Annotated in this window: 5 protein-coding genes and 1 pseudogene; all 6 read left to right on the top strand. The window is 75.3% G+C overall.

The window, feature by feature from the left end:
- Positions 1–42: 42 nt before the first annotated feature.
- Positions 43–7,113 (top strand): annotated as a pseudogene (locus ACFVVA_RS28250) (amino acid adenylation domain-containing protein); the annotation flags it as partial.
- A 103-nt stretch (positions 7,114–7,216) separates the two neighbouring features.
- The gene (locus tag ACFVVA_RS28245; protein WP_359909568.1) at positions 7,217–8,263 is read left to right on the top strand and encodes a class I SAM-dependent methyltransferase; all 1,047 of its coding nucleotides are present in this window, start codon (positions 7,217–7,219) and stop codon (positions 8,261–8,263) included.
- Positions 8,263–9,294: a pyridoxal phosphate-dependent aminotransferase gene (locus ACFVVA_RS28240; protein WP_387693629.1), complete on the top strand. Its 1,032-nt coding sequence runs from the start codon at positions 8,263–8,265 to the stop codon at positions 9,292–9,294. Before ACFVVA_RS28245 ends, ACFVVA_RS28240 begins: the two co-directional genes overlap by 1 nt.
- A gap of 193 nt (positions 9,295–9,487) precedes the next feature.
- Complete coding sequence (locus ACFVVA_RS28235) at positions 9,488–10,747, top strand: MFS transporter (protein ID WP_387693628.1); 1,260 nt, start codon at positions 9,488–9,490, stop codon at positions 10,745–10,747.
- A 203-nt stretch (positions 10,748–10,950) separates the two neighbouring features.
- On the top strand, positions 10,951–12,048 hold the full coding sequence (gene hppD, locus ACFVVA_RS28230; protein WP_387693627.1) for a 4-hydroxyphenylpyruvate dioxygenase: 1,098 nt from the start codon (positions 10,951–10,953) through the stop codon (positions 12,046–12,048).
- Positions 12,045–13,196: an alpha-hydroxy acid oxidase gene (locus tag ACFVVA_RS28225; RefSeq protein ID WP_380548029.1), complete on the top strand. Its 1,152-nt coding sequence runs from the start codon at positions 12,045–12,047 to the stop codon at positions 13,194–13,196. The genes hppD and ACFVVA_RS28225 overlap by 4 nt, the downstream gene beginning before the upstream one ends.
- The last annotated feature ends 53 nt before the right edge of the window (positions 13,197–13,249 follow it).

Below are 13,249 nucleotides of genomic sequence, written 5' to 3'. Positions count from 1 at the left end.
CACCAGCCACAACCGCCGTACGTCGCCAGTCGGAGGCAGACCTTGATCCCGTTGTCGTTCGCCCAGCAGCGGCTCTGGTTCATCGAACAGTTCGAGGGACCGAGCGCCCTCTACAACACTCCGTTCGCCCTCCGGCTGACCGGCGGGCTCGACGCCGCCGCCCTCGAAGGGGCGCTCGGCGACGTGGTGGACCGGCACGAGGTGCTGCGCACCGTCTTCCCCACCACCGACGGCCAGCCCCACCAGCACATCCTCGCCGAGGGGCGCCCGCCGCTGCACCGAGTGCCGGTCGCCGACGAGGCCGAGCTGCACGCGCTGATGCACGAGGCCGCCGGGCAGGTCTTCGACCTCGCGGCCGACCTGCCCGTCCGGGCCTGGCTGTACGCCCTGCCCGCGCCGGACGAGCACGTCCTGCTGCTGCTGACGCACCACATCGCCAGCGACGGCTGGTCGGTCGGCCCGCTCTTCCGCGACCTCGCCGAGGCGTACCGGGCCCGGCTGGCCGGCACCGGGCCGCAGTGGGAGCCGCTGCCGGTGCAGTACGCCGACTACACCCTCTGGCAGCGCGAGCTGCTCGGCGAGGAGGACGACCCGGAGAGCGTCGTCTCCCTGCAACTCGCCCACTGGCAGCAGGAGTTGTCCGGCCTGCCGGAGGAGCTGGCACTCCCGTACGACCGTCCGCGCCCGGGCCGGCCGAGCCGCCGCGGCGGCGCCGCCGACTTCGAGCTCGACGCCGAACTGCACGGCGCGCTCACCGAGTTGGCCTCGGGCCGGCACGCCAGCCTGTTCATGGCACTGCAGGCCGCGGTCGCCACCCTCTACACCCGCCTCGGCGCCGGCACCGACCTGCCGCTCGGCACCCCCGTCGCCGGCCGCACCGACGAGGCCCTCGACGACCTGGTCGGCTTCTTCGTCAACACCCTGCTGCTGCGCACCGACACCAGCGGCGACCCGAGCTTCCACGAGCTGCTCGACCGGGTCCGGCGCGCCAACCTCGACGCCTACGACCACCAGGACATCCCCTTCGAGCGCCTGGTCGAACACCTCAACCCCACCCGCACCCCCGCCCGCCACCCGCTCTTCCAGACCGTCGTCACCCTGAACGCGGAGCGGGCCGGCGACCTCGCCTTCGGCGCCGCGACGGGCACCCCGGTCGAGGTCGGCGAGGCGCAGGCCCAGTTCGACCTCAACTTCAACTTCGTCGAGCGGCTCGCCCCCGACGGCACCTGCCTGGGCGTGCGCGCCGCCGTCGACTACGCCGCCGACCTCTTCGACCACGCCACCGCCGTCGCCCTCGCCGAACGGCTGGTGCGCGTGCTGCGCGCCGCCGCGGCCGCCCCGGACGCGCCGATCGGCGGCATCGAGATCCTCGACCCGGCCGAGCGCGAGCAACTGCTCACCGGCTGGAACGGGCCGGCCGTACCGGTCGACGAGCGGAGCCTGCCCCGGCTGTTCGAGGCCCGGGCCGCCGCCACCCCCGACGCCCTCGCCCTGGTCTGCGGCACCGAACGGCTCGACTACGCCGAGCTGAACGACCGCGCCAACCGGCTCGCCGCCCTGCTGCTGGAGCGCGGCCTGACCACCGAACAGCCCGTCGCGGTCCTGATGGAGCGCTCCGCCGGACTGCTCACCGCCGTCCTCGCCATCGCCAAGGCCGGCGGCACCTACGTCCCGCTGGACGACCGCTACCCGCTGGACCGCCTCCAGCACATCCTCGCCGACACCCGTACCGGCCTGCTGCTCGTCGACCCCGCCCACCAGGGCCACCCGGTGCTCGCCACCGAGGGCTTCGCCACCGTCGAGGTCACCGCGGCGCTGCTCGCCGAGGCCCCCGCGGCGGGCAACCCGGACGTGCCGGTCCTGCCCGGCCAGCTGGTCTACGTGATGTACACCTCGGGCTCGACCGGGGTGCCCAAGGGCGTCGCCGTCACCCACCGCAACGTGGTGGACCTGCTGGGCAACCCGCACTTCCGGGCCGGGCACCACGAGCGCGTACTGCTGCACTCGCCCACCGCCTTCGACGCCTCCACCACCGAGATCTGGGCGCCGCTGGTCACCGGCGGGGCGATCGTCCTCGCCGACCCCGGCGAGCTGGACATCCGCCGCCTCGCCGAGACCATCACCACCCACGAGGTGACCCTGGTCCAGGCCCCGTCCGGCCTGCTGCGGCTGATGGCCGACGAGAACCCGGCCGCCTTCCGCAACGTCCGGCAGGTGTGGACCGGCGGCGACGTCGTCCCGCCGGAGTCCGTGCGCCGGCTCCACCGGGTCTGCCCGGACACCGACGTGGTCGCGGTGTACGCGCCCACCGAGACCACCGCCATCAAGACCACCTTCACCATGAGCCCGGGCGGGCCCGTCCCCGCCGTGGTCCCGATCGGCCGCCCGCTGAACAACACCCGGCCGTACGTGCTGGACACCGCGCTGCGGCCGGTGCCGGCCGGCGTGGCGGGCGAGCTGTACCTCGCCGGGGCCGGCCTGGCCCGCGGCTACGTCGGGCGCCCCGGCCTGACCTCCGAGCGCTTCACGGCCTGCCCGTTCGGCGAGCCCGGCAGCCGGATGTACCGCACCGGCGACCTGGTCCGCTGGACCGCCGACGGCGTGCTGGAGTTCCTCGGCCGGGCCGACGACCAGGTCAAGATCCGCGGCTTCCGGATCGAACTCGGCGAGGTGGAGGGCGCGTTCACCGCCCTCCCAGCCGTCGGCCAGGCCTTCGCCGTGGTCCGCGAGGACCAGCCGGGCGACAAGCGCCTGGTGGTGTACGCCACCGGCGAGGGCGATCCCGCCGAGCTGCGCGCCGCCGTCGCCGACAGCCTGCCCAGCTACATGCTCCCGGCCGCCGTGGTCGTCCTCGACGCCCTCCCGGTGACCGCCAACGGCAAGGTCGACCGCCGCGCCCTGCCCGCCCCCGACTGGACCGGGGCCGGCGAGGGCCGCGCCCCGCGCACCGACACCGAGCGGGCGCTGTGCGAACTGTTCACCGACGTCCTCGGGCTGGACCGGATCGGGATCGACGACAGCTTCTTCGACCTGGGCGGCCACTCGCTGCTCGCCACCAAGCTGGTCAGCCGGGTCCGTACCGCGCTCGGCGCCGAACTGCCCGTCCGGGCCCTGTTCGACGCCCCCAGCGTGGCCGCGCTGGCCGCCGTCCTGCCCGCCCCGGGCGCCGCCCGCCCGGCCCTGCGGCCGGTCGAGCGGCCCGAGCGCGTCCCGCTCTCCCCGGCGCAGCGACGCCTCTGGTTCATCGACCAGTTCGAGGGCCCGAGCGCGCTCTACAACACCCCGTGCGCGGTCCGGCTGACCGGCCCGGTCGACGCCGACGCGCTCCGCACGGCCCTGGCGGACGTGCTCGACCGCCACGAGGTGCTGCGCACCGTCTACCCGACCACCGACGGGCAGCCGCACCAGCTGCTCCTGGAGGCCCCCGAGCTCCCCCTGCACACCGTGCCGGTGGACGGCGAGGAGGAGCTCGCGCGGGCGCTGGCCGAGGCCGGCTCGCAGGTCTTCGACCTCGCCCGCGACCTGCCGGTGCGCGCCACCCTGCTCTCGCTGCCCGGCGAGGAGCACGTCCTGCTGGTGCTGATGCACCACATCGCCACCGACGGCTGGTCCGTGGTCCCGCTGCTGCGCGACCTCGCCGAGGCGTACGGGGCCCGCCTCGCCGGCGCCGCCCCCGACTGGCGGCCGCTCGCGGTCCAGTACGCCGACTACACCCTGTGGCAGCACGAGCTGCTCGGCACCGACGAGCGGCCCAGCGCCCTGCTGAGCGAGCAACTCGCCCACTGGCAGCGCACATTGGCCGACCTCCCGGAGGAGCTGACGCTCCCCTTCGACCGCCACCGCCCCGCCGCCCCCAGCCGCCGGGGCGCCGCGGTGGAACTCCGGACGGACGCCGCACTGCACGCCTCGCTGGCCGCGTTGGCGCAGCGGAGCCGGGCCAGCGTGTTCATGGTGATGCAGGCCGCGCTGGCCACCACCCTGAGCCGGATCGGCGCGGGCACCGACCTGCCGATCGGCACCGTGGTGGCCGGGCGCACCGACGAGGCGCTGGAGGACCTGGTCGGGTTCTTCGTCAACACCCTGGTGCTGCGCACCGACACCTCCGGCGACCCGAGCTTCCGGGAGCTGGTGGAGCGCGTCCGGGTCGCCACCCTGGACGCCTTCGAGCACCAGGACGTGCCCTTCGAGCGGCTGGTCGAGCTGCTCAACCCGGTGCGCTCGACCGCCCGCCACCCGCTGTGCCAGGTGATGCTGACCTCCGGCGGCGAGGCCGGGGGGATCAGCCTCGGCGGCCTGCCCGGCCGGGTCGAGCAACTGGACTCCGACCTCGCCAAGTTCGACCTGACCTTCGCGTTCAGCGAGAGCTTCGACGCGGACGGCGCGCCCGCCGGGCTGGGCCTGACGGTGGAGTACGCCGTCGACCTGTTCGACCGGTCCACCGCCGAGGCGACGGCCGCCCGCTTCGAGCGCGTCCTGCGCGCGGTGCTGGCCGACCCGGACCGGTCCGTGGGCCGGGTCGACGTGCTGGCGCCCGAGGAGCGCGAGCAGCTGCTCACCGGCTGGAACGACACCCGGGAGGACCTCCCGCCCGGCACCTTCCCGGCGCTCTTCGAGGCGCAGGCCGCCGCCCGCCCGGACGCCGTCGCGCTCTCCTTCGGCACCGAGCAGGTCACGTACGGCGAACTCAACGAGCGCGCCAACCGCTTCGCCCGGCTGCTGATCGAGCACGGCGCGGGCCCCGAGCGGTTCGTCGCGATCGCCCTGGAACGCTCGATCGAGCTGATCGTCGCCCAGCTCGCCGTGCTCAAGGCCGGCGCGGTCTTCCAGCCGCTGGACCCGCGCTACCCGGCCGACCGGATCGCCTACATGCTGGACGACGCCCGGCCCACGCTGGTCCTCACCAGCAAGGCGCTGGCCGACGGCCTGCTCGCCGACAGCACCGTCCCGCGGCTGCTGATCGAGGACCTGGACGCCTCCGGCCACCCGGCGCACGACCTCACCGGTACCGCGATCACCCCGCACTCGGCCGCGTACGTCATCTACACCTCGGGCTCCACCGGCCGCCCCAAGGGCGTGGTGGTCACCCACACCGGCCTCGCCGCCATGGTGGAGGGCCAGCGCCGGGGCCTGGCCGTCACCCCCGACAGCCGGGTGCTGCTGTTCGCCTCGCCGTCCTTCGACGCGGCCGTCTGGGAGCTGGGCATGGCCCTGCTCACCGGCGCCCGGGCCGTCCTCGGCGACGCCGACCAACTGCTGCCCGGCCCCTCGCTGACCGACCTGATCGCCGAACAGGGCGTCACCCACCTGACCCTGCCGCCGACCGCGCTCGCCGTGCTGGCCCCGGACGCGCTGCCGCAGGGCGGCACCCTGGTGGTCGCCGGCGAGGCCTGCCCGCCCGACCTGGTCGAGCACTGGTCGGCCCGGCTGCGGATGGTCAACGCCTACGGCCCGACCGAGTCGACCGTCTGCGCCAGCATGAGCAGCCCGCTCAGCGGCCGGACCGCCCCGCCGATGGGCCGGCCCGTGCCGGACACCCGGCTCTACGTCCTGGACGCGGCGCTCCAGCCCGTCCCGGCCGGGGTCGAGGGCGAGCTGTACATCGCGGGCGCCGGCCTGGCCCGCGGCTACCTCAACCGGCCGGGCCAGAGCGCCGAGCGCTTCGTCGCCGACCCGTACGGCACCCCCGGCAGCCGGATGTACCGCTCGGGCGACCTGGTCCGCCGCCAGGCCGACGGCACCCTGGAGTACCTGGGCCGCACCGACCACCAGGTCAAGATCCGCGGCTTCCGGATCGAGCCCGGCGAGATCGAGGCCGTGCTCGCCCGGCACCCCTCCCTCGCCCAGGCGTTCGTGCTGGTCCGGGAGGACCGCCCGGGCGACCGCCGGCTGGTCGGCTACGCCGTCGCCCGCCCCGGGCAGACGGTCGACCAGGCCGCCCTGCGGGCCCACGTCGGCGCGACCCTGCCGGACTACATGGTGCCCTCGGCGATCGTCGCCCTGGACGCCCTGCCGCTGACCGCCAACGGCAAGGTCGACCGCAAGGCCCTGCCGGCCCCCGACACCGCCTGGCTCGGCTCCGGGCGGGCGCCCGCGACGCCCCGGGAGGAACTGCTCTGCGGCCTGTTCGCCGATCTGCTCGGACTGGAGAAGGTCGGCGTGGACGACAACTTCTTCGAGCTGGGCGGGCACTCGCTGCTGGCCAGCCGGCTGGTCGCGGGCCTGCGCGAACTGGTCGGCGAGGGCGACGAGATCGGCGTCCGCACGCTGTTCGAGGCGCCGACCGTCGCCAGGCTGGCCGAGCGGCTCGCCCAGGGCCCGGCCGCCGAGAGCTTCCCCGTCCTGCTGCCGATCCGCACCCGCGGCTCGCGCCCGCCGCTGTTCTGCGTCCACCCGGCCGCCGGCATCAGCTGGGTCTACACCGGCCTGCTGCGCCACCTCGACGCCGAGCAGCCGATCTACGGACTCCAGGCCCCCGGCCTGGCCGACCCGACCGCGCACCCGGCCTCGGTCGAGGAGCTGGCCCGCACCTACCTGGCGCAGATCCGCTCCGTGCGCCCCGAGGGCCCGTACGCCCTGCTCGGCTGGTCCTTCGGCGGGGCCGTCGCCCACGCGATCGCCGCGCTGCTGCGCGAACAGGGCGAGGAGGTCCGGCTGCTGGCCCTGCTGGACGCCTACCCGGGCACCGGCGAGCCGGGGCCCGAGCAGTGGCGGGACGACCCGGCGCAGCTCGCGGTGATCCTCGACTCGCTCGGCCACCCGGCCGGGGAGATCACCGCCTGGCCCGCGGACGAGGACGGCTACGCCGCGCTCGTCCGGGGCGGCGAGGGCCCGCTCGCCGGCCTCAGCGGCGCCGGGGTGGCCCGGGTGGTCTCGGTCTTCCAGTCCAACGCCGAGCTGTCCCACGAACTCCCGCTGCCCGGCTACGACGGCGACGCGGTGTTCTTCACCGCCGCCAAGGACCGGCCGGCCGACGCCCCCGACCCGGAGAGCTGGCGCCCGCACCTGGGCGGTCGGCTCGACGTCCACGAGGTGCCGAGCACCCACGGCGCGATGACGGGCTCCGAGGCGCTCGCCGTCATCGGCCCGGTGCTCGCCGCCCACCTGACTCCCTGACCCGCCCGCACCACCGACTCGACACCCCTACCGACCGCAGGCGACCGACCTGCGCAACCACGCGGGCCGCACCCGGCCCGCCCACCGAGAAACGGACACCACCATGACCACTGCGGCCATCCCCGACACCTGGCGTGGCATCACCCCGTCGCCGATCACCTCGACCGACGCCTACAACGGCTTCATCGCCGCCAACGTGATCTTCGCGCTGGACCGGATCGGCCTGCTGGAGACGATCGGGCGCGGCGAGCCGCTCTCGGCCGCCGAGGCCACCGCCCGGGCCGGCGACACCGCCCGCACCGAGGCCGTGCTGCGCGCCGCCGCCGACTACGGCTACCTCAAGGCCGACGGCGACGCCTACCTGCCCACCGAGGCGGGCCTGGAGATCGCCGCCGCGCGCGGCTACTTCACCTGGGCCGTCGGCGGCTACCACGACGTGTTCGGCCGCGCCGGCCACCTGAGCGCCGGCACCCACCGCTACGACCAGGACGTCTTCCGCGACGAGGCGATGGTCGCCCTCGGCTCCGCCCAGTGCGACCAGTCGCTGTTCGCCGCGCAGCTGACCGACGTGCTCAGCGGCATCGACTTCCGCACCATCGCCGACCTGGGCTCCGGCACCTCCGCCCGGGTGCGCCGCGTGGTCTCGCAGCGCGAGGGCACCCGGGGCCTGGGCATCGACATCAGCCGCCCGGCCACCGACATCGCCCGCCGCGACATCATCGAGGCCGGCATGCAGGACCGGGTCACCGCCGTCCGCGCGGACGTCCTGGGCCTGCTCGGCACCCAGATCGACAACGACGCCGAGGCCGCCGAGGTGGCCGAGGTCGACACCGTGATCAGCTTCTTCCTGCTGCACGACCTGCTGGCCGACCCGGCCACCCGCTCCTCGATCTTCACCCGGATGCGGGAGGCCTTCCCGAAGGCCCGCACCTTCGTCCTCGGCGACACCATGCTGCGCGACCCGGGCACCTCCGACGGCGCCCAGCCGGTCTTCTCGGTCGGCTTCGAGCTGGCGCACGCGATGATGGGCGTCCCGCTGCACACCAAGGCCACCTACGAGACCCTCTTCACCGACGCCGGCCTGCGGATCGACCGCGTCGAGGCGCTGGCCACCCCGCACTCCTGGCTCTACGTCCTCCAGGCCGACTGATGGCCGCCCCGTCGACCGCCAGACACCTGCTGGCACAGAACGAGCACCCGTACCCGCCGCTGCCGTCGGTGCTGGCCGCGCTGGCCGAGGCCAGCGCCGACCTGCACCGCTACCCGGACTTCCGGCCGGAGCGGATCGCCGGGATCGTCGCCGACTGGCAGGGCGTCCCGGCCGGCCAGGTCGTGGTCGGCCACGGCTCGGCGGGCGTGGCGCTGGACCTCTTCCACACGGTGGTCGAGCCCGGCGACAACGTGGTGCACTCGGATCCCTGCTTCGACGCGTACCCGCTGTTCTGCGAGATCGCCCGGGCCGAGGCCCGGCCGGTCCCGCTCGGCCCCGACGCCCGGCACGACCTGGCGGCGATGGCCGAGCGGATGGACGAGCGCACCCGGATCGTCGTGCTGTGCAACCCGCACAACCCGACCGGCACGGTCTACTCCTGGGCCGAGCTGACGGAGTTCTTCCGCCGGGTGCCGTCCACCGCGCTGATCCTGCTCGACGAGGCCTACGTCGACTTCGCCCGGGACTGGCAGGCCCCGGACGTGCCGGCCCGGATCGCCGAGTGGCCGAACCTGGTGGTGCTGCGCACCCTGTCCAAGTCCCACGGCATCGCCGCGCTGCGGATCGGCTACGCGCTGGCGGAGGAGTCGGTGGCCCGGCGGGTGCGGGACCACCAGGTGCCGTACGCGGTGAACCGGCTCCAGGAGGCGGGCCTGCTCGCGGCCGTCGCCGCCGAGGACGAGATGGCGCGCCGGATCGCCGAGATCGCCGCGGAGCGGGAGCGCACCGAGGCCGAACTGCTGCGGCTCGGCTGGACGGTGGCGCCCAGCGTCACCAACTTCCTGTGGGTCGACGCCCCCGGCGACCAGCTCCCGCTGCGCGCGGAGCTGGAGCGCCTGGGCGTCGCCGTCCGGTACTACCCCGGCCGGGGCATCCGGGTCGCCATCGGCGAGAAGGACGCCAACGACGCGGTGATCGAGGGTTTCGCCGCCGTCGCACCGCTCGCCCCGACCCACCCCGTCGCACCCTGACCGCCCGGCGCCCTGAGCACCCCGCGTGCGTCAGGGCGCACCCCCGGCCCCCGGGGCGCCGGCGGGCGCCCCGGCACCGGCGCACCACCGCACGGCCCTGTTCCACCGCGCCACCGCACAGCCCCGCACCACCCCGTTCCACCGCACACCCCCGCACACCCCGAAGCGCCGTCGGCGCAGCGAAGGAACCGCCATGCACCCGCTGTTGGCCCGCCCGGAGTTCCGGCGCTACCTCGCCGGGCAGACCCTGTCCGTTCTCGGTGACAGCGCCCTCTCCATCGCCCTCGGCATCTGGGCCAAGGTGCTGACCGGCAGCAACTCCGCCGCCGGTCTGGTGCTGTTCTGCTTCTCCGCGCCCCTGCTGCTGCTGCCGCTCGGCGGCCTGCTCGCCGACCGGGTCCGGCGCAAGCCGCTGCTGGTCGGGGTCAACCTGGCGGTGGCGGTGTCGCTGCTGCCGCTGCTGCTGGTCGACGGCCGGGACACGGTCTGGATCATCTACTGCACCGCCACGGTCTGCGGTCTGGCCGGGGCCGTCCTGGCCCCGGCGCAGAGCGCGCTGCTGCGCAGCATCCTGACGGAGCGTCAGGACTTCGGCGCGGCGGCCGGACTGACCCAGAGCGCCCGGGCCGGCACCACCCTGGTGGCACCGCTGCTCGGCTCCGGGCTCTACGGCTGGTTCGGCGGGCACGTGGTGGCCGTGGCCGACCTCGCCGTGCTGCTGCTGGCGGCACTGAGCTTCCTCACCCTGCGGGTGGCGGAGGTCAAGCCGGAGCCCTCGGGCCTGCGTTGGCGCACCGAGGTGCTGGCAGGCTTCGTCCACCTGCGCGGTTCGGTCGGGCTGCGACCGCTGGTGGTGGCCACCGCCGGCGCCGGCTTCGTGCTGAGCCTGCTCCAGCCGGTGCTGTTCGCGCTGACCCAGCACGGGCTGCACCGCTCGCCGCAGTTCCTCGGCGTCCTGGAGACCACCGAGGCGGTCGGCGCGCTGGTCGGCTCGGTGGTAGGCGGTCTGCTGATCGGCCGGCTCGGACCGCGCCGGACGGTCATGGCGGGATCGGCGGTGTTCGGCCTCGGCATCGTCCTGCTGCTGGCCCCGTCGCTGTACGTGGTGTCGGCCGGCCTGGTGATCGCGGGCGCGGGCATCCCGGCCGCCCTGGTCGGGCTCGCCACCGCCGCCCAGGCGTCCACCCCGCCGCAGCTGATGGGGCGCGCCCAGGCGGCCGTCAACCTCTCGCTCACCGCGCCGCAGGCGCTGGCCGTGGGCGTCGGCTCCGGTCTGGTGGCCGCCCTGGACTTCCGGGTGGTGCTGGGCGTGATGGTGGTCGGCGCGCTGCTCGCGGCCGCCCATCTGATCGGCAAGCCGGAGGCCCCGACGGAGCCGCCGGAGCCCGAGGGCGCGTCCGAGGGCGACGGCCCGGCCGAGCCGGAGGACGCCAAGGACCTCCAGCCCACCTGACCGGCCCCGGCCGGCCCACCGGCCCGCCCGCCCGGACTCCGCACCACGTGAACGTCGCACCACCCGAACTCCCGCACCAGCCGAACGTCCGCACCGCCCGAACTCCCGCACCACCGCCGCGCGCACCCGCACCGCCGGGCACGTCCGCCCGCCCGATCGCCCCTCAGCACCCTCCCGTTCCTCCTCACGAGAGAGCTCCTCAGATGACCGACCGTTCCTCGCCCGCCGTCACCCCGATCCCCGTCGAGCTGGACCACGTCGAGTTCTACGTGGCCGACCTGGGCGCCGAGACCGCCAAGCTGACCACGGAGTACGGTTTCGAGCTGCTCGTCCCGCCGACCGAGCGCGGCGACAGCGCCGAGCGCTGCCTGTCCGCGCTGGTCGGCCAGTCCGGCATCCGGCTGCTGATCACCCAGCCGCTGGCCGCCGGCCACCCCGCCACCGACTACCTGGAGCGCCACGGCGACGGCGTGGGCGCCCTCGGCCTGCGGGTGCCGGACGCCACCGACGCGTTCCGCACGCTGACCGCCCGCGGCGCCGCCGCCCTGCGCGAGCCGCAGGCCGCGGACGGCTGCGTCACCGCGGTGGTCGACGCCTTCGGCGACGTGGTGCACACCCTGGTCGAGCGCGGCCCCGAGGTCCCCGCCGGCCGCATCCCCGGCCTGCCGGACCCGGCCGCGCCGACCGGCGAGGGCGAGGTCGGCCTGCACTCCGTCGACCACTTCGCGGTCCTCATCCCGTTCGGCGAGCTGCGCAAGACCGAGCACCGCTACCGCGAGGTCTTCGGCTTCCGGACGATCTTCGAGGAGCGGGTCGAGGTCGGCACGCTCGGCATGGACTCGGCCGTCGTGCAGAGCGCCGACCGCAGCGTCACCCTCACCCTGATCGAGCCGCTCACCGCGGACGCGGGCGGCCAGATCGCCTCCTTCCTGACCGGCCACGGCGGCGCCGGCGTCCAGCACGTCGCCTTCGCCGCCGAGGACGCGGTGCACTCCGTCGCCACCATGGCCGAGCGCGGCGTGCCGTTCCTGCGCACCCCGCAGACCTACTACGACGCGCTGCCCGACCGCCTGACGCCGCTGCGGCACTCCTTCGAGCAGCTGCGCGAGCTGAACCTGCTGGTCGACCAGGACCACGACGGCCAGCTGTTCCAGATCTTCACCCGCTCCCAGCACCCGCGGAACACCTACTTCTTCGAGGTGATCGAGCGCATCCGGGCCCGCAACTTCGGCAGCAACAACATCCGCGCCCTCTACGAGGCCGTGGAGCTGCAGCGCAACGCCGGCGAAGTGGCCGGATGAGCGCGTCCGTCCGAAGCGTTCCACCGGCCGGCCCGGCCGCCGGGCGCCCGGTGCTGTCCGTCGCCGAGTACGCCGACCGGGCCCGGGCCGCGCTCGCGCCCGAGGTCTGGGAGTGGCTGGAGGGCGGCGCGGAACGCGAACTGACCCTCGCCGCCAACCGGGCCGCCTTCGACCGGGTGGGCCTGGTGCCCCGGGTGCTGACCGACGTCAGCACCCGGGACACCGCCGCCACCCTGGTGCGCAGCCGGGCGGCCCTGCCGGTGGCGGTGGCGCCCGTCGCCTACCACCGGCTGTTCCACCCGGAGGGCGAGCTGGCCTCGGCCCGCGCCTGCGCGGCCGCGGGCGTGCCGTTCACCGTCGGCACGCTCAGCAGCGTCGGCTTCGAGGAGCTGGCGGGGACCGGCGCCACGCTCTGGTTCCAGCTGTACTGGCTGCGCGACCGCGGCCGGCTGCTCGACCTGGTCAGGGCCGCCGAGGAGGCCGGCAGCGAGGCCCTGGTGGTCACCGCCGACGTCCCGTACATGGGCCGCCGGCTGCGCGACGCCAGGAACGCCTTCGCGCTGCCCGCCGACGTCCGCGCGGCGCTGCTGGAGGGCGGCGCGGCCGGTCGGGCGCACGAGTCCACCGCCGCCGTCTCGGCGGTGGCCGCGCACACCGCCGAACTGCTCTCCCCCGGCGTCACCTGGGCCGACCTCGAATGGCTGCGCGGGGAGACCGAACTGCCGCTGGTGGTCAAGGGCGTGCTCGACCCGGCCGACGCGCGGCGGGCCGCCGGGATCGGCGCCGCGGCCGTGGTGGTCTCCAACCACGGCGGCCGCCAGCTCGACCGGGCCGTGCCCGCGGTGACGGTCCTGCCGGCCGTCGCCGAGGCGCTGGCCGGCGAGGACTGCCAGGTGCTGATGGACAGCGGGGTGCGCGGCGGCTCGGACGTGCTCACCGCGCTGGCCCTCGGCGCCTCCGGGGTCCTGCTCGGGCGCCCGCTGATCTGGGGCCTGGCGGCCGGCGGCGAGGCGGGCTGCACCGAGGTCCTCGACCTGCTCGCCGCCGAGCTGCGGCACGCGCTCGGCCTCGCGGGCTGCGCCGACCTGCGGGCCGCCGCCGAACTGCGCACCACCACCCTGCCCGGCACCACCTGGAGCACCCCGTGACCACCATCGCCGCACCGCACGACCTGCTGCTGGCGGGCCTGCACACCTCCCTC

It is taken from the genome of Kitasatospora sp. NPDC058048, from assembly GCF_042885555.1.
GTDB lineage: Bacteria > Actinomycetota > Actinomycetes > Streptomycetales > Streptomycetaceae > Kitasatospora > Kitasatospora lactacystinica.
This window is presented reverse-complemented; position numbering and strand designations above follow the sequence as displayed.